The organism is Xanthomarina arctica (assembly GCF_014638915.1).
Taxonomy (GTDB): Bacteria; Bacteroidota; Bacteroidia; order Flavobacteriales; family Flavobacteriaceae; genus Xanthomarina; species Xanthomarina arctica.
In genome coordinates, this window is record NZ_BMFQ01000001.1 from 337003 (window position 1) to 355808 (window position 18806).

An 18806-nucleotide genomic window follows, 5' to 3' on the forward strand; every position below is an offset into this window, starting at 1 on the left:
GATTATAAAAATCGTTTTATATGTAGTCGTCGTCTTTACTATCATATTATTTGGCTTGTATGGATATGCTTACTATGTTATGAATTATTAAACGGATTCATGAAACATAAATAACTATTCACCTAAAAAGATCAATTCTGAAGTCTTAAGACAAATCTATATGGAAGATTTATTACTTTTAAATTCTGAATCGAAGCAATAAATGGACATGAAATCTTTAATAAAACAATTTTTGCTTTGGAGATATAAACATATTTCCCAGAAAAACTTTGTTTTATTTTTGAGTGCCTTTGTTGGGTTATCGGCTGGTCTTGCTGCTGTAACTTTAAAAAACATAACCTATTCCATTCAAGTTTCGCTTGAAGAAGGCATTGTTTTTTCTCAAAATCAATTGTATTTTATTCTACCCATAGTAGGACTATTGTTGGTGTATCTTATTAAGAAATACATGTTTCGAAAAGAGATGTCTCCTTCAGTACCTCCTTATATTAAACGGGCAGTTCCATCCCTTTTATATTCGCTTTTAAGGCAAAAAGGACTTCTTTCTTATAAATTAATTTACCACCCATTAATACTTGCGCCTTTAACTATTGGTTTTGGTGGTTCTGTAGGATTACTAGGCCCTGCCATTACTTCGGGTTCTGCCATTAGTTCTAATTTGAGTAGGTTAATGCATATCGACAAGAAAACACGAACCTTACTTATAGCATGTGCTACTGCAGGAGCCATAGCATCAATGTTTAAATCGCCTATTGCGGCCATCGTTTTTGCTGTTGAAGTCTTTAGCTTAGACTTAACTTTTGTGTCTTTATTACCTTTGTTGATCGCGTCAATTTCGTCGGTATTAACCTCTTATTTTTTCCTTGGAGATGAGGTTCTTTTTAATTTCACGTTAACCGATAAATTTACCATAAACGATACCGCATTTTATATCATATTGGGTCTTGTAACAGGAATTGCATCGATCTATTTCACAAAAATTTACTTTGCTATTTATGCCTTCTTTGACAGGTTTAAAACCAAATTTATTAAACTACTTGTTGGCGGTTCCTCTATTGGGGTTATGCTTTATTTTATTCCACCTCTTTATGGTGAAGGTTTAAGTTTTACAAGAGATTTATTTGATGGAAATCATTTACATGCCTTAGGATCGAACTTATTTGATGATTATTTAGATAATATTTGGGTTGTAATTGTATTACTGATTGGGTTTACTATTTTTAAAGTTATTGCCATGACTACTACCTTTGCTGCTGGAGGAGTTGGCGGAGTTATTGTGCCAACCATGGTTATGGGGAGTGCTTTAGGTAACGTGGTTGCCAAAGTAATTAATAACATTGGGTTTGGCCATCAGGTATCAGAATCTAATTTCACTTTAATTGGAATGGCAGGACTGATTGCTGGGGTAATTCATGCACCACTGACTGCCATTTTTTTAATTGCTGAAATTACTGGAGGCTATGAATTATTTTTGCCATTAATGATTACCGTTGCTATTTCGTATATGATTACTAAAAATTATATGGAACACACCATTTACACCAAAGAACTAGCTGAAAGAGGTAACTTATTAACCCACGATAAAGATCATAATGTTCTTACTTCCATGAATATTGATAGTGTTATTGAACAAGACTTTATAAAATTACAACCGGAAATGTCTTTGGGAGACATGCTACATAAAGGTGTTTCAAAATCTAATAGAAACTTATTTCCTGTTATAAATCAAGATAATATTTTGGTAGGAATCATACTTTTAGATGATATTAGAAGTATCATGTTCGATCAATCTTTATATGAGTCAACATCGGTGGAAACATTTATGCATATCCCTCCTGGTTTTATAGATTATGAAAAAGATTCAATGCGGATCGTTATGCAAAAATTTCAAGATACAAATGCTTGGAACTTACCAGTTATTAAGAACGGAAAATATTATGGTTTTGTCTCTAAATCTAAATTATTAACAGCATATAGACGCGAATTAATTAACTTTACTTAATGAAAATTTCTATTATTAAAACCATCACTAGCATCCTACTTGTCCTTTCAATAGGAAGTATTCTTGCAGGCTATTTATTAGATGTTACTTATTCACAAAAACTTATTGGCTTTGGAGTTGTTGGTCTATTTTTACTTGTTTTTCCTTTGTTTTCATATTATAGATGGAAAGATAGAGACATGAAAGATTACATGATTAACAAGGAGAATTTAGACAAAATGAGAGAATATAAGGAAAAGAAAGGTTCTTAGTTTAAATTTCTTCTTTCTATAAAAAAGCGTTTCATTAAGCTAGAAGCCTCTTCAGCTAAAACACCACCAACCATAATAGTTTTTGGATGTAACTTTGTTCCTAAGGCTGTACAGCCTCTTTCATCGTCTTTGGCTCCATATATAATTTTACTTATTTGACTCCAATACAAAGCTCCTGCACACATCTGACAAGGTTCTAAAGTAACATACAATGTGCAATCTTTTAAATATTTGCCACCTAAAAAATTGGATGCTGCTGTAATTGCCTGCATTTCTGCATGAGCAGTAACATCAGTTAAAAGTTCGGTTAAATTATGGGCTCTGGCAATAATCCGATTTTCAACTACAATAACGGCTCCAACAGGAATTTCGCCTTTATCAAAAGCTATTTCTGCTTCTTGAAGTGCTTTTTTCATAAAATAACTATCATCAAACATGTTTTCCATACCTGTAAAAATAAAAAAAGACAGCTATAAATGTATAGCTGTTTTCAAATTATTCAAATAAAAATCAATTCGTTTTCAATAACCTCATGAGTGGCACTATTTCAATGTCCATTAATACTTAAAATATAAAATTCTTAAAACAAGAATTATATTTTAAAATATGCATCAAAACCACCAAAATAACTTCTATTTTAATAATTTTACTGAATATCTTGTAACAATGACTACAACACTTTTGAAATCTATCAATTCGCCTGAAGACTTACGTAAGATACCTGTCAAGCAACTTCCTAATCTTGCCAAGGAGTTAAGACGCTTTATTATTCAAATTGTCGCAACTAAAGAAGGCCATTTAGGAGCAAGTCTAGGTGTTGTTGAGCTTACCATTGCCTTACACTACGTATTTAACACGCCCAAAGATTTACTTATTTGGGATGTGGGTCATCAAGCTTATGGACACAAAATATTAACTGGTAGAAGAGATATATTTGATACCAATAGGCAGTTACATGGTATAAGTGGTTTTCCTAAAAGAGAAGAAAGTGACTATGATGCTTTTGGAGTTGGACATTCTTCGACTTCAATTTCAGCCGCTTTAGGAATGGCAATTGCTTCACAATTAAATGGAGATGATAACAAACAACATATTGCTGTTATTGGAGATGCTTCCATTGCAAGCGGCATGGCCTTTGAAGGTTTAAATCATGCTGGTGTTACGACTGCAAATTTACTAGTTATTTTAAATGACAATGCCATTGGAATAGATCCATCGGTTGGAGCTTTGAAGCAATATTTAACTAATGTTAAGAAAGGAACACAAAAGCAAGACAATATTTTTGAAGCCCTAAATTTTAATTATTCAGGACCTGTAGATGGGCATAATCTCACCGAGTTAATTTCTGAATTAGAACGTTTAAAAACGGTAAAAGGCCCAAAGTTTTTACATGTTATTACAAAAAAAGGGAAAGGTTTAAAACAAGCTGAAGATAATCAAGTCACCTATCATGCGCCTGGAAAATTCGATGCAGATACGGGAGAATTGGCTGTAAAAACGAGTAACAAACTACCACCAAAATATCAAGATGTTTTTGGTGTTACTCTTGTCGAATTAGCCAAGAAAAACAAAAAAATTATTGGTATAACTCCAGCAATGCCAACAGGTAGTTCACTAAAGTTTATGATGGAAGAAATTCCTGATCGCGCTTTTGATGTAGGCATAGCAGAACAGCATGCAGTAACACTAGCAGCGGGAATGGCTACACAAGGGTTAATTCCTTTTTGCAATATCTATTCCACCTTTTTACAACGTGCCTACGACCAGGTTATTCATGATGTGGCCATACAGAATCTCCCTGTTATCTTTTGTTTAGATCGTGCCGGTTTGGTTGGTCAAGATGGTGCGACCCATCATGGTGTTTTTGACTTAGCCTATTTACGTTGCATACCAAATTTTATTATTTTTGCTCCAAGAAACGAAATCGAACTTCGTAATATTATGTACACTTCGCAATTAGGGAAATTAAAACATCCTATTGCTATAAGATATCCTAGAGGTAGAGGTGTTACTTTAGATTGGGAAAAAGATTTTTCAGAAATTGAAATAGGGACTGCCGTTCAATTAAAGAAAGGCTCAAAAATAGCCGTACTAACCATAGGAACTATTGCTGTAAATGTTTCTGAGGCTATTGACATTTTAAATGATGTAGACACCGTTTCGCATTACGACATGCGCTTTGTAAAACCATTAGATGAAAAACTATTACATCATATTTGTGGCACTTACGAAACCATTTTTACAGTGGAAGATGGTTGTATTCATGGTGGTTTTGGAAGCGCAATTTTAGAATTTGCTTCAAAACATAACTACAAGAACACTTTTAAGTTAATTGGGATTCCAGACAAGTTTGTAGAACATGGTACAACAGAAGAGTTGCAACAACTATACCTTTTGGATAGCCTTTCCATTTCAAAGCAAATCTCTAAATTTTTATAATCATTTCTATTTCTCAAAATATTTTATAAAAAAAAGGTGACTTTTTCAAGTCACCTTTAAAATATATTAAACTAAGCTACGCTTATTTTATAATAAACTTTTTGGTTTCAGTAACCGTGCCATTTGAAAATTTAGCAAGATATAAACCTGAGCTTAAACTTAATGACAATTGTTTTTTACTGTTAGAACTCATGTTTAAAGTCGAGTTATAAACTAATTGACCACTTAAGTTGTAAATAGCTAAATCCATTTTTCCTAAATTAGATTTAGAAGCAATAGTAATCTCACCATTAGAAGCCGTTGGATATAATGTTAAATCTGAAGCTAGCGCATTTTCTTCAACACTTAAAGAACCTGAAGAAAACATACCAGAGAAAACACCTCTACCATGAGTAGCAGCAAATACCATATTATCATTTCTTAAGTCTAAATCCAATACTTTAACATTACTCATACCATTAAATGCTGGGTACCAATTTGGTGAAGTTGAAGAGAAGTTATTTGAATACCAAACTCCTAGTTCTGTTCCAATAATCACTTCTTCCAAATTTAATGGGTTTTGTAAAATTGTTTTTACTGGTAAATCTGGTAAGTCACCATCTTTGGCTTGCCAAGTAGCTCCACCATCATTAGTGAACCAAATATTATTTACACCATAATTGTGCATGGTTACAAAAATATCAGCTTCAGTCTGTCCAAACTCAATATCAGATACACTACCTACCAATAGATTTCCATCTAAAGCTGTCCATGTAGGACTTGCAGTGTTTGCATTTGAAATTAATAGAACATCACCTAATAAACTTCCTACAATTAATTTTGAAGATCCTGTAGTATATGGAGATACCGTTAATGCAGTAACTCTTGTTGTTAAAGAAGCATCTGTTAAGTCTGTACTTGATAATGTTCCTGCAGATTTGATTCCAGAGTATCTTTTTATTATTGCATTTGCACCGGAAGTATAATTAGAATATAAAATATCTAAATTAGAATCTAAAGCTTGCGGATTAATAAAAGATCCGTTGCTAGCACTTTCATTATTAATAGTAACGTTATCACCAAGAGATCCATTAGCATTTAAGAAACGTAAATTAACACCTGAATTATAAACATAGTTTCTAATAAAATATCTGTCGGTACCATCTTGATCGAAGAAGGTATATGCACCATCACCTCCATAAGGTTCTGTAGAATCGTCTACTCCTGTAGGGTTGGCATTTTGCATTAATTGTGTTCCGTTATCTTGTAAACCTCCGGCAAAATAATCGCCTGTAAGAGCTGTAGTTGGAGCTACACCAACAGTATAATACTGAGATGTATTATATCCCGTGCTTCTGTATTGTGTAAGTGTTCCTCCATTAGCAGAATAATAAACACCACCATCGTTACCCATGACAATTTTATTATGATCTGTATGTCCAAATGCTAAAATATGCTGATCGGCATGAACTTCTTGAAATCCAAAACCACCATACCAATGAGAAAATTGGGTCCAAGCAGTAGCTCCATTTGTAGATTTAAACAAATCGATACCACCAGTGTAAACTATTTCGTCGTTTGTTGGATCTACTTCTAACATTAAATCATAAAAAGCTTGACCTCTTGTAAAATCTGATGCGGCTATTCCTGTGTCTGCATCATTAGGTAATGTTTTGGTTTGCACTAAAAATGCAGGAACAAAACCTGTGGTAGTTTTTTTAATAGTTACTCCTCCAGCTGTTAATTCAGCTAACACATAAACCTTGTTTGGAGTAGTTGAAGAAATGGCTATTTGAGTTCTTGCTCCTCCACTAACAGCATAAACTTGGGTAAAGGTAGTTCCATCTGTAGATGAAAATATAATTCCTCCTCCATCTCCATATAATTTACTTTGAGTTGTAGATATCCAAATTTTACCATCAGGTCCAATTTCTATATCGTTTGGACAATGCTTGTGTCCTGCTTCTGTTAAAGGCAAATTAAGTTCAATCCAATTTGCACCTCCATCTACAGATTTATATACTCCGTATGAAAGTCCGCCAATTGTGGTTGCTGCATTTGATGATCCATATAACGCATCGGCTGCAGCTAAATAAATTTCAGATACACCGCCATTATTTCTTACTTTAATATCATTTATATGTTGAATTCCAGGAACTACTGTGGCAGTAAAATCACCTGTAGCAGGATTTAAAGAACCGTTTACGGTTGCACCAGAAGCCAAAGCATCTTCAATTAAATCTCCATCTGCCATACTAACCATTACAGAAGGTATGGTAATAGTAGCATCTTCTCCTCCCATTGGTACTGGTTCTCCAGGAACGTTATTTAATACAATAGCACCAATTGCACCTGCAAGTTGTGCATTTTTTACTTTAATTACAAAAGAACAATCTCCTCTTCTAATTACAGCAATTTTACCAGCTGCACTAGGACCAAAAGAAGTACATGCTTGTGTAGGTACTCCTGTTGCATCATTAGCTAAAATAAAGTCGGCTGTTAAGGTTGTTGTAATTTCTGGCCCAAAGTTTGTAGTTGGGAAAGATTGATAATTTCCTGCTATACTTGAAGGCGTATTTACCGTTATATTTGAAGAAGATACAAAATAACTAACTCCTGTACTTCCACCAAAAATATTTATCCATGTATCACCACCATCTGTAGATTTCCATACTCCATCTCCATTTACAGAACCATCAGTATGCCCTACGTAAGACTCACCAGTTCCAACATAAAATGTGTTCGTATTGATTGGATCATAAGTAATAGATGAAACTGCTAAGTTTTCAGGGATATCAACTCTTTCCCAAACGCTACTAGCACTAGAAATATTTGTGTTTTTCCATAAACCTCCACTAACTCCACCAGCAAAAACGGTATTGTCTGAAGTATCGTTAGGATCGAACATTACTGCTCTGGTTCTTCCTCCAACATTGTTTGGACCACGTTCAATCCACCCATTATTTAAAGCATCTCCAGGAACTCTTCCATTTATTAAATCATTATTTCTTTGATTCAAAAGCTCTTTTTGAAGTTCCGCTACCTTAATAGGTGTTGGTCTTCCTAAAGCTGGATTCATAGTTAAAATCCATTGTTCTTCATTATACTTGTTTGGAGTCATTCTATGCTCCTTTCTCTCTTGTTTTGATAATAACAAATCTTCCTGAAAAGGATTATTATCTATGTATTCTTGGTGCTGTTGTTTCAATTCATCTACTGAAACTAAAGCCACTTCATTTTCTAAAGCCTCTTCATTTATTGTCGCGTCATCTTTGGTAATTACAAAAACGGCTAGAGCAATAAGTAAGACGCTAAAAATTAATAGGGAAATTTTTTTCATGTGTTATTTTATTTAGAATCGCTAAAATAATCGAAATTAATTTAGATTGCAAAAATCACACTCTTTTATTTTAATGTTAAATCCCTATTTATCATATTCTTAAAAAAGAATAAATAAATAATTTCTTTGAATAGCTAAAAAGGATAAAATTGAAGAATTTTAAAATAACACTTATTCTGAACCTGCATAGTATTGCAAGGTATCCATTTCAGCATTTGTAGGAGTATTTATTTCACTCATAACCAATATACATGCAAAGACAACAAAAATGATGACAATTGCTCCATAGATGTTTTTTCTCATTTTAGATAGATTTAATGTTCGGTTAAGTAAACGTACACATTAAATCGATTAAAAGCAACATTTATCCGACAAAAGACAAAAAAAATCTTATTTTAATTTCACAAGGAAATCCCTTTTATCTTCTTAAATTTTAAAATAGCCTGACTATCAGATAGTAAGGACACTAAATGACAAACACTTAACAACTTACTATATATAGAGCTGTTTTCATTATATTGAAGTTCTGGTACACTCTTTAAAATTAATAGATCGTAATTAGATTCTTTTTGTAGTGATTTATTAATGAGGGCCTCCGTATAGATACCAAGAAGTGTACTAATAACCTGAAAACCTACTATTTCTTTATCTACAACCTCCTTAGACTGATAAACATTTTTGATACTTAACTTAATGATATCATTAATTTGAGCTTCATATTTACTTTTATCTAGTAAACCTGTGATAAAAGTGTCATTTAAAATGGCTTCTTCATGAGCTAAAAACATATCAACAGCTTCATTTATCAATGTATTTATTGCTAGTGCTCTTAAATAACTTATTCTATCTTTTGTATTGGAAAGTTGATTGTACTTCTTGGAATTTATAGAATGCCTAACTAAATTAATTAAATACTCTAAAGCATACTCTTCTTGAATAAGCCCCAAATTAATACCATCTTCAAAATCAATTATGGTATAACAAATATCATCGGCTGCCTCTACCAAATATGTTAAAGGATGTCTTGAATAACTAATGTCGTTTTTCTCACCTCTTTTAATTAAACCCAACTCGTTTGCAACATCAACAAACAATTCTTTTTCACTTTGAAAGAATCCAAATTTTTTATCTGCAATATGAGTACTAGGTTTTTTAGGCAAAGATTCTTTAGGGTATTTAGTAAATGCGCCTAGGGTTGCGTAGCTTAATCGCAAGCCACCTTCTCTCCCATTCCTGCTTTCAGTAATAATTTTAAATCCATTCGCATTTCCTTCAAAATCGCATAGATCTTGAAATTCCTTCTCTGTTAGCTGTGTTTTATATTTATGTCCGTTACCCGATTTAAAAAATTCACCAATAGCTTTTTCACCTGAATGACCAAACGGGGGATTCCCAATATCATGCGTTAAGGCCGCTGCGGCAACTATGGCTCCAAAATCGTTTGCTTGATATCCATGAATTGTTTGTAGATGCGGATATTTTTCAATTAATTTCGCTCCCACTTTTCGACCCAAGGTTCTTCCTACAACGCTAACCTCTAAACTATGTGTTAATCTAGTATGAACAAAATCCGTTTGAGATAATGGAATAACTTGCGTTTTATCCTGAAGGCTTCTAAATTCTGAAGAAAATATAATCCTGTCGTAATCAACTTCAAAACCTAATCTGGTTTCATCTTGTTCTTTTCTTAAACGCTTATTTGTGTCTCCATAACGCTTTAAGGAGAGTAATTGTTCCCAATTCATAGTTACTATTTATCCAGTGCAAGATACATTTTTCATCTTTTAATATGTCATTTTTTTAAATCAGATATAAATAAATCCATTGGAATTCATGTTAAGAAATAGTTTCTAAAAACTACACGTTGTGTAAATCACATAACTTTTAAGTAACTGTTTTATTACAATCGTTTAACCCTCTATTAACGCCAACTTTACAAAGTTGCAGTTTCTTTGCCACAGAAATTTACCTAGATAAACCTATATTAAAAACTAAGAAAATGAAAAAATTAACTTTTGCCATTATTGGCCTATTATCAATAACACTTACAGGTTGTTTTAAAGATGATGACACACCTATAGTAATTGAAGAAACTACAATTTATCAAAATGGTAATGGTGGTACAGGTGAAACTTGTCCTATAATTGTTAAAGCTGGTGGAATTGCACTAGACGAAACATGGGTAAATGATAATATTTATATTCTTGACAGAAAAGTGGTTGTACAAGATGGTGTAACATTAACTATTGAGCCAGGCACAATTATTAAAGGTAGAGCAGGACAAGGTTCTTTGTCTTCTGCTTTAATCGTAGCTCAAGGTGGTAAAATAATGGCACAGGGGACACCTCAACAGCCTATTATTTTTACTTCTGAAAGCGATAACATTACTTGTGGTGAAACATCAGGAACCAATTTAGATGAAAACAATCGTGGTCTTTGGGGAGGTCTACTAATTATGGGTTACGCTCCTTGCTCACTTTCGGGTGATGTTGTGACTGCTCAAATAGAAGGTATTCCTGCAGATGACACCTTTGGCTTATATGGCGGAACGAATCCTACTGATGACTCAGGCGTTCTTTCATATATATCCATTAGACATGGAGGAACACTTCTTGGTGATGGTAACGAAATTAATGGTTTAACCCTTGGCGGCGTTGGTTCTGGAACTACAATAGATAACATTGAAGTTGTTGCTAATGTGGATGATGGGATTGAGTTTTTTGGAGGAAGTGTTAATGCTACCAACTTATTAATTTGGGCTGTTGGAGATGATTCTCTTGATATTGACCAAGCTTATTCTGGAACTATAGATAATGCTGTAATTATATTAGGAGATAATTCAGATCACGCTTTAGAGATAGATGGTCCAGAAGGAAACCTATTAGGTTCTTACACCATCCAAAACGTAACAATGAAAGGCAATTTAGTTACTGCCAATGGAGAGTATGCTGACTATAGAAGTAGAGCTATGGGAGCAAATAATAACATTTTTGGTTTTAATTTCAAAGATAGTTCTGATGTAGAATTAGATAACGATGCAGTTGCAGAAAACTATAATAACGGAACTCTTACTTTTTCTAACTGGGAAATTGTATTGCCTTCTGGTGTAGCAAACATAACAGATATTTTTAACAATGCAGCATCAGCTACAACTCCAACTCCTGGGTTTGGAACAGAAGCTACAGCTGTTAATTTTGGAAGTCAAACTGTAGGAGCTAACACGTCTGTTTTAAGTTGGACTTACGCTAGCGAATTAGGAGCTTTAAACTTCTAAATACAAACCTTATATATAGCACTAAAGCCTTTCTTTAATTATAAAGCTTTAGTGCTTTTTTAATCTTTCTTAAAATTAGGATAAACTATAAAAATTTAAATTCTCGTTTTTATAGTAACCCCTGAAAGACAGGAAATAACAAAAAAGCTCAGATGAAAAAAAACAAAATACTACTCACGCTATCTTTGTTGTTTGTTACTTTGTTCGGTTACACACAAACTGGAAAGGTTGCAGGATCCATAATTGATGGAGAATTTGTTGACCCTTTACCATTTGCCAATGTATCAGTTAAAGATACGTCTATTGGAACTACAACAGATTTCGATGGTAACTATATGCTTGAATTAGAACCTGGAACTTATACCATTGTATTTTCTTATGTAGGTTATGAAACAAAGGAAGTTAATGATGTAGTTGTTAAACAAAACGATGTTACCGTTTTAGATTTATCATTAAGTACCAATACATTAGATGAAGTAATAATTACTACAAGCTTAAAAAGAAATACTGAAGACGCCATTCTAAATATTCAACGCAGATCAGTCATTGTTCAAGACGGACTTTCTTCACAAAGTATAAAAAAATCTGGAGCTAGTAATATTGCTAGTGCTGTTTTAAGTGTTCCAGGAGTATCCGTACAAGATGGCAAATTTGTATATGTTAGAGGTTTAGGAGATCGCTATACAAAATCCACATTAAATGGCGTAGATATTCCAGGATTGGATCCAGATAGAAATACGATTCCTATGGATGTTTTTCCTACAAACATTATTGACAATGTGATGGTGCTTAAATCTGCCGCCGCAGATCAAGCATCAGATTTTACTGGAGGAACCGTAGATATTATTACTAAAGATTTTCCAACAAAAGCTGAATACAGTATTTCTGCAGGGTTTGGCTACAATCCGTCCATGCACTTCAAAAGCAACTATTTAACTTATGAAGGGAGTAATACCGATTTTTTTGGATATGATGATGGAACTAGAAATAGACCAATCAACAGATATCAACCGATACCTGGTACTTTCGAAAATAAAATTTTACTTACAAGCTTAACCAATAGATTCCAAGAGCAATTAAAAGCTACTGAAACTACTAGTAATCCTAACTTTAATTTAGGGTTTACAGCTGGAAACCAGTTTGAACTTAAAAATGGAAATAAAATTGGCTATCTAGTTTCGGCATCCTACAAAAACAATACCGTATTCTATGAGGATAGAATTGATGGAGGCGCGATTTTAGATTCGGATAAAAATGATTACGAGCCTCGCTATTCCCTTTATACTGTAGGTAGTGAAGGTATTAATGAAATTTTAATAAGTGGTTTAGGAGGCGTTACCTACAAAACCGATTTATCTAAATATAAGTTTACTGTATTAATGTTACAGAACGGGGAATCATCTGCTGGATTCTTTAATCAAAAACTATCACAAGATAATGCTGGTGGAGCCTATGAAACTGTGGTAAAGGACGCCCTTTTATATACAGAAAGAACGATTACAAATTTCAATTTCACAGGGAATCATAAGCTAGGTGTAGATACTGGGTGGAATTTTGATTGGACATTATCTCCATCTTTTTCCGAAGTAGAAGATAAAGATTGGAGGGTGACACCTCTATTAGTAACTCAAGAAGGTCTTTACACAATCAACCCAAGTACAACAACAAACCCAACTAGAATCTGGAGAAGTTTGTTAGAAGAAAACTGGGTATTTAAAGCCGATCTTTCAAATAAACACACCTTTCTAGGAAGGCCTGCTAAATTAAAATTTGGAGGTAGCTATGTTTATAAATTTAGAGACTTTAGCATCGATGAATTTTACATGAGTAATACAAACTTAATAGTTCCAGATGGAAATACTAACTTATTGTTACAAGATGGAAATTTATGGACACCTACAAATCAACAAGGAACATTTTTAGAAGCAACAGCTAACAACCAAACCTTTAAACCATCAAATGCTTACGAAGGAGAACAGTATGTCTATTCTACCTATATATCTGAAGAATTTAATTTAAGTGAGAATTTAAAAACGGTTTTAGGTTTAAGAACTGAATTATACCAATTGTATTATACAGGCGAAACTGCTCAAGGTGTAAAATATAACAACGTAAATACCATTGATGAATACAATTTGTTCCCTTCTGCAAACGTAATTTATGCTTTGTCAGATAAATCAAACTTAAGAGCTTCATACGCTAGAACAACTGCAAGACCAAGTTTCATGGAAGCTTCAAGCGTTCAGATTTTTGATCCAATTACTAACAGAACTTTTATTGGTAACGGGTTTGGAATTTATAATGTGGATGGTTCAGTTATATACGATCCAGTAAAACCAACCTACATCAACAATTTTGATGTACGCTATGAAGTCTATAGAGAAAAAGGACAAATGATTGCTGCTAGTGGTTTTTATAAAAGCTTTATTGATCCGCTAGAAACTGTATTCTTCCCATCTTCTGCAGAACAATTAACAGTTGCAAATTTAGGAGACGCCACAGTTGTTGGAGCAGAAATGGAATTCAGACAGAACTTTGGTTTTATTACAAATGGCTTATCTAATTTGAAATTAAACATTAATGCATCTTATATCTATTCTGAAGTAACCATGTCTGAAAGCGAGTACGAAAGAAGAGTCCTTGCCGCTAGAACCGGTCAAACCATTGATAGAAAAAGAGAATTACAAGGACAATCTCCGTACTTAATCAATGTTGGATTTGATTACAGCACTGAAGAATCTGGTTTTCAAGCTGGCTTGTTTTACAATGTTCAAGGTAAATCTTTAGAAGTTGTTGGTACTGGAATTATTCCTGATGTTTATAGCCAGCCTTTTAATAGCCTTAACCTTACTTTAAATAAAAAGTTTGGAGAAAATAAAAACTCTTCAGTAAATTTAAAGATTAGCAACATCTTAGGAGAAGACAGAGAAAGTTTATATGAAGCTTATGATGCAAGTCCTTTAATTTATTCTCAAAGGAAAATTGGAACAGAATTTTCTATAGGCTATAGTCTATCGTTTTAATAAAATTAAGTACTAATATCAAAAAAGCCCTCTCAAACTTGAAAGGGCTTTTTTAATATATATAACTTTTAAATTAATTTTGTATTGCCAATTTAGTACCATCCTTCCATTCGCTAACAGTTGCGATTTTAGATTCAATAAAATCAACTTCTTTTAGGGTATCATTAGCCCAAAAAAACCATTTACCAACTTTTTGACCATTGTCATAATTTCCTATAGCCACTTTCTCTCCATCAACATTATAACTAGTCCAAGTTCCTTGTAACTTACCTTCTTGATTAAAAAACCCATGTTGTTGAATCACACCGTCATCATGAAAATAGGTTACCTCTATCTCATCACCTACTTGTTCCAGTTTAGGACTTATTTGTTCTTGTGCAAAAGAAACTACTGAAATTAAAAAAACAAAAAACATCACAACTTTTTTCATAACTATTCGGATTAAAGGTTTAATATTCAAATATAGTCTTTATTAACATTAAATCAACATTATCTTAACGTTAATTTTACATTGAGAACCATAAACACTGAATATCAGTGTTTTAAAAAATCATTATAACAATTTAAGCGCCCCTTATTTTAATAATTACTTAATATTTAGTTTACAATAACCTCAAGAATAAGTAAGATATTTGTTTTGTCTTAAGACATATCAATTAGTAATTTCATATAATTAATTAGTTTTTGTCGACTATATTATCATGAATTCTACGGCTGCTTTAGGCCGAAGCAGCCTTTTTTTTAATAATTAAGATTTAATCTTTAGGAAACATTAATTTAACATAAATTTTAGTTCTTTGTAGTGACAAAAACTATTAATCATTTATGAAAATTAATGCCCTTTTTATGGTGTTTTTTTTAAGCATCGTAAGTACCTCCATGGCTCAAGAGATTAAATCGCCACCATTCGGGAAAGGCTTATTTAATCTAGTAGGACAAGACAGTTCTTGGACTATGAAAATTGGAGCAAGAGTGCAATTTTTAGCCGCTTCCAGCTGGGAAAATAATAATGGTGAATTAATAAATGGTGAATCTTCATTTTTAATTAGAAGAGCTAGATTAAAATTTGATGGCTTTGCCTTAACCCCAAAATTGAAGTATAAAATAGAGTTAGGCTTATCTAATAGAGATATGTCGGGATCTTCTATCTACACTAGTAATACGCCCAGGATAATTCTTGATGCCGTTATGAAATGGAATTTTTACCAAAACTTTGAGTTTTGGTTCGGACAAACCAAACTTCCCGGTAATAGAGAACGTGTTATTTCTTCTGCAAATCTTCAATTTGTGGATCGCTCTATTTTAAATGCTGAATTTAATATCGATAGAGATGTTGGAATCCAGCTTAGGCATCATTTTAACTTAACTGAAACCTTTATAATTAGAGAGGTTTTAGCAATTTCTCAAGGCGAAGGAAGAAACGTAACCACAGGAAATCTAGGTGGTTTTCAATATACAGGTCGGTTAGAATTTCTACCACTTGGTTTGTTTCCAGAAAATGGAGAAAAAATGGTCAGTTCCTTAAACAGACCGCAAACACCAAAACTCGCCTTAGGTATCTCATACGATTTTAACAACAATGCCGTAAAAACAAGATCCAACCAAGGAGCTTATATGATAACCGATACTGGTTATTATGAAACAAATATTACGTCCCTTTATGTAGATGCCTTATTTAAATATAAAGGCTTTTCTTTTATGGGCGAATTTGCCAATAGAAATGCTGAAGATCCCATTGCCAAAGAAGAGGATGGCACTCCTACTGGCTTAGTAGTTCAAATTGGAAATGCTATAAACCTACAAGCTGGATATCTATTTAAAAGCAACTGGGAAGTAGCCAGTCGTTTTTCGAATGTCAATTTAAATAAAAGTTTCACTGGCCAAAGTATGGTTAATGAATATGCAATAGGTCTTTCTAAATATATTGTAGGAAATAATTTAAAAGTACAATCTGATCTGACCTATGTGGATACCGAAAATTTTAATAGTAGAATTGGTTTTAGAATTCAATTTGAAATACAATTTTAAATAATAACATTTAGATAACATGTCAATTAAAAACACTTTGGATATTTGCAAATCCTAATTAGAAACTAACTTATGGAAAACATATACTTATTAATGATTGTTGCTCTTGCTGTTTTAGCAATAGCAGATTTGATTGTGGGGGTAAGTAACGATGCTGTTAATTTTTTAAATTCAGCTATTGGATCGAAAGCGATTTCATTTAAAACTATTATGATTGTTGCCAGTATTGGTGTTGCTGTTGGAGCTGTTTTCTCTAGTGGTATGATGGAAGTTGCCCGAAAAGGTATCTTCAATCCTCATGAATTTATGTTTAATGAAATCATGATTATTTTCATGGCTGTCATGATAACAGACATTTTATTATTAGACTTTTTTAATACCATAGGTATGCCAACGTCTACAACAGTATCTATAGTTTTTGAACTATTAGGTGCTTCTGTGGCTATGGCATTAATAAAAGTAGCTCATGATGGAGGTAATTTTGTCGATGTTATTGGTTATATAAACACATCGAAAGCTACCGAAATTATCTTTGGAATTCTCCTCTCTGTCGTCGTCGCTTTTACTATAGGGGCATTGGTTCAATGGGTTGCCAGGTTATTGCTTTCCTATAATTTTGAAAAGAAAGCCAATTGGGTTGGAGCCTTATTTGGCGGGTTAGCCTTGACATCTATTACCTACTTTATTTTTATGAAGGGTCTAAAAGGAATGGCTTTTACTCAGAAGCCTATTGCCTTATTAAATGGTCAAACATTTGATAGTCTCCTCGAGAATCAAGTTACAATTATTTTAATTGCAAGTTTGGCATTCTGGTCTATATTATCATACGTGCTTATTACGTTTTTAAAAGCTAATATTTATAAGATTATTATTCTTGTAGGTACTTTTGCACTAGCCTTGGCATTTGCCGGAAACGACTTAGTAAACTTTATAGGTGTACCAATTGCTGGTTGGTTATCTTACTCTGCATGGCATACCGCGTTTTTAGAGACTGGTATTGCGGCAGATGCTTTTAGCATGGGCTTTTTAGCAGACAAGGTTCCTACTCCTACTTATTTATTAGTTGTTGCAGGTTTAATTATGGTTGCCACCTTATGGTTCTCTAGTAAAGCTAAAGCAGTTGTTAAGACGTCATTAGATTTATCTAGTCAAGAAGATACCAAAGAACGTTTCCAACCTAATTTCTTATCTCGAGGTTTTGTGAGATTTGCTATTTTGGGGTCTCAATTATCATCCTATGTTTTACCAGCTTCATGGCAGGCAAAAATTGAAAAGCAATTTGAAAAACCTGTTATTAACTTAAAAAAGGATAAAACTTACGAAATGCCTGCATTCGATCTTGTTCGAGCAGCAATAAACTTGATGGTTGCAGCCGTACTGATTTCCATTGCAACTTCAATGAAATTACCATTATCTACTACCTATGTTACCTTTATGGTTGCCATGGGAACTTCTTTAGCAGATAGAGCTTGGGGAGCAGAAAGTGCTGTTTATAGAGTTGCTGGAGTTTTAAATGTTATTGGAGGTTGGTTCTTTACTGCTTTCATTGCTTTTATTTCGGCCGCAATAATTGCCTATTTCCTTAATTGGAATGTTAAGGTTATGGTGCCTATTTTCTTATTAATTGCCACACTTTTACTGGTAAGAAGTTATATTTCACACAAAAAGAAATCCGATACCACGAAAGCTGAAGGAAGTTTAACTCGTGCAGAAAGTAGTTCTATTCAAGGTGTTATTCACGAAAGTGCAGATAACATTGCACATGTTATTAAACGTGGAAACAGAATTTACACCAATGCCATTAACGGTCTAGCGAAACAAGATTTAACCTTACTTAAAAAGAACAAAAAACAGGTTATAAAACTCTCTGATGAAATAGATGAATTAAGAGATCATATCTTTTATTTTATTAAAAACTTAGACGAATCTAGTGTTGGAGCAAGTAGTTTCTACATTAACGTGTTAGGATATCTACAAGACTTTACGCAATCTTTGGAGTACATTACCAAGGTGAGTCATAAACACGTTAACAACAACCATAAGAAGCTTAAATTTAGTCAAATTAAAGAGCTAAAAGAAGTTGACGAACGTTTTGAGAGATTATTCAACAACACAAGAAATGCTTTCGAATCCCGTTCTTTTGAAGAAATTGGTATTGTTTTAAATCGTAAGAAAGAAATTGTTTCTTTAGTTACCGATAAAATTCAAAAACAGGTTGAACGTACTAGAACTGAAGAATCAAGTCCTAAAAACACAACCTTATACTTTAGTATTCTTTTAGAAACGAAAGATTTATTAGCTGCCATTATGAACTTATTAGAAGAGTATCACGATGCCTTCGATAGCAGTATAAAACCAGCTACAATATCAGAAGAAACTCCTGATAAAAACATTAGTGAAAACGCCAGTGAAAACACGAGCGAAAAAACAGATTAGAACGTAATAAAAACAGTCTAAAAACAAAAAAGCA

At 33.2% G+C, this 18806-nt stretch carries 12 protein-coding genes; 7 read left to right on the forward strand and 5 right to left on the reverse strand.

The window, feature by feature from the left end; translation table 11 throughout:
- Positions 1-202: 202 nt before the first annotated feature.
- On the forward strand, positions 203-2002 hold the full coding sequence (locus IEV77_RS01470) for a chloride channel protein (RefSeq protein ID WP_188461139.1): 1800 nt from the start codon (positions 203-205) through the stop codon (positions 2000-2002).
- Positions 2002-2253 carry a hypothetical protein gene (locus IEV77_RS01475; RefSeq protein ID WP_188461140.1) on the forward strand — a complete coding sequence of 84 codons (252 nt, stop codon included), beginning with the start codon at positions 2002-2004 and terminating at the stop codon, positions 2251-2253. The genes IEV77_RS01470 and IEV77_RS01475 overlap by 1 nt, the downstream gene beginning before the upstream one ends.
- Here the strand turns inward: IEV77_RS01475 and IEV77_RS01480 are convergent.
- On the reverse strand, positions 2250-2699 hold the full coding sequence (locus tag IEV77_RS01480; protein ID WP_188461141.1) for a nucleoside deaminase: 450 nt from the start codon (positions 2697-2699) through the stop codon (positions 2250-2252). The genes IEV77_RS01475 and IEV77_RS01480 overlap by 4 nt on opposite strands.
- Positions 2700-2919: 220 nt before the next feature.
- On the opposite strand from IEV77_RS01480, the gene dxs reads away from it, so the two are divergent.
- Entirely contained in the window at positions 2920-4692 is a 1773-nt protein-coding gene (dxs, locus tag IEV77_RS01485; protein ID WP_188461142.1) for a 1-deoxy-D-xylulose-5-phosphate synthase, read from the forward strand.
- Positions 4693-4774: 82 nt separating this feature from the next.
- Here the strand turns inward: dxs and IEV77_RS01490 are convergent, their stop codons facing one another.
- The 3 genes from IEV77_RS01490 to dgt form a co-directional block, all read right to left on the reverse strand.
- The gene (locus tag IEV77_RS01490) at positions 4775-8011 is read right to left on the reverse strand and encodes a PA domain-containing protein (RefSeq protein ID WP_188461143.1); all 3237 of its coding nucleotides are present in this window, start codon (positions 8009-8011) and stop codon (positions 4775-4777) included.
- Positions 8012-8182: 171 nt separating this feature from the next.
- Entirely contained in the window at positions 8183-8314 is a 132-nt protein-coding gene (locus IEV77_RS17535) for a hypothetical protein (RefSeq protein WP_262891652.1), read from the reverse strand.
- A gap of 98 nt (positions 8315-8412) precedes the next feature.
- A complete protein-coding gene (gene dgt / locus IEV77_RS01495; RefSeq protein WP_188461144.1) occupies positions 8413-9756 on the reverse strand; it encodes a dGTP triphosphohydrolase in 1344 nt (447 codons plus the stop codon).
- 254 nt (positions 9757-10010) lie between these two features.
- Here dgt and IEV77_RS01500 point away from each other — a divergent pair, with 254 nt between their 5' ends.
- Both IEV77_RS01500 and IEV77_RS01505 read left to right on the forward strand, forming a co-directional pair.
- Entirely contained in the window at positions 10011-11285 is a 1275-nt protein-coding gene (locus tag IEV77_RS01500; RefSeq protein WP_188461145.1) for a beta-helix domain-containing protein, read from the forward strand.
- Positions 11286-11437: 152 nt separating this feature from the next.
- Positions 11438-14308: a TonB-dependent receptor gene (locus IEV77_RS01505; protein WP_188461146.1), complete on the forward strand. Its 2871-nt coding sequence runs from the start codon at positions 11438-11440 to the stop codon at positions 14306-14308.
- A 73-nt stretch (positions 14309-14381) separates the two neighbouring features.
- Here IEV77_RS01505 and IEV77_RS01510 read toward each other — a convergent pair whose 3' ends face one another.
- Positions 14382-14738 (reverse strand): toxin-antitoxin system YwqK family antitoxin, encoded by a 357-nt coding sequence (locus tag IEV77_RS01510; protein ID WP_188461147.1) that lies wholly within the window; start codon positions 14736-14738, stop codon positions 14382-14384.
- Positions 14739-15133: 395 nt separating this feature from the next.
- Here IEV77_RS01510 and IEV77_RS01515 point away from each other — a divergent pair, with 395 nt between their 5' ends.
- Both IEV77_RS01515 and IEV77_RS01520 read left to right on the forward strand, forming a co-directional pair.
- Positions 15134-16336, forward strand: a complete 1203-nt coding sequence (locus IEV77_RS01515) for a porin (RefSeq protein ID WP_188461149.1) — start codon at positions 15134-15136, stop codon at positions 16334-16336.
- A gap of 72 nt (positions 16337-16408) precedes the next feature.
- Positions 16409-18772 (forward strand): inorganic phosphate transporter, encoded by a 2364-nt coding sequence (locus tag IEV77_RS01520; RefSeq protein WP_188461151.1) that lies wholly within the window; start codon positions 16409-16411, stop codon positions 18770-18772.
- Positions 18773-18806: the final 34 nt, after the last annotated feature.

Bases quoted from the DNA above. Each gene is read 5' to 3' on its own strand.
- IEV77_RS01470 (WP_188461139.1), top strand. From the start codon at position 203: ATGGACATGAAATCTTTAATAAAACAATTTTTGCTTTGGAGATATAAA.
- IEV77_RS01475 (WP_188461140.1), top strand. From the start codon at position 2,002: ATGAAAATTTCTATTATTAAAACCATCACTAGCATCCTACTTGTCCTT.
- IEV77_RS01480 (WP_188461141.1), bottom strand. From the start codon at position 2,699: ATGGAAAACATGTTTGATGATAGTTATTTTATGAAAAAAGCACTTCAA.
- dxs (WP_188461142.1), top strand. From the start codon at position 2,920: ATGACTACAACACTTTTGAAATCTATCAATTCGCCTGAAGACTTACGT.
- IEV77_RS01490 (WP_188461143.1), bottom strand. From the start codon at position 8,011: ATGAAAAAAATTTCCCTATTAATTTTTAGCGTCTTACTTATTGCTCTA.
- IEV77_RS17535 (WP_262891652.1), bottom strand. From the start codon at position 8,314: ATGAGAAAAAACATCTATGGAGCAATTGTCATCATTTTTGTTGTCTTT.
- dgt (WP_188461144.1), bottom strand. From the start codon at position 9,756: ATGAATTGGGAACAATTACTCTCCTTAAAGCGTTATGGAGACACAAAT.
- IEV77_RS01500 (WP_188461145.1), top strand. From the start codon at position 10,011: ATGAAAAAATTAACTTTTGCCATTATTGGCCTATTATCAATAACACTT.
- IEV77_RS01505 (WP_188461146.1), top strand. From the start codon at position 11,438: ATGAAAAAAAACAAAATACTACTCACGCTATCTTTGTTGTTTGTTACT.
- IEV77_RS01510 (WP_188461147.1), bottom strand. From the start codon at position 14,738: ATGAAAAAAGTTGTGATGTTTTTTGTTTTTTTAATTTCAGTAGTTTCT.
- IEV77_RS01515 (WP_188461149.1), top strand. From the start codon at position 15,134: ATGAAAATTAATGCCCTTTTTATGGTGTTTTTTTTAAGCATCGTAAGT.
- IEV77_RS01520 (WP_188461151.1), top strand. From the start codon at position 16,409: ATGGAAAACATATACTTATTAATGATTGTTGCTCTTGCTGTTTTAGCA.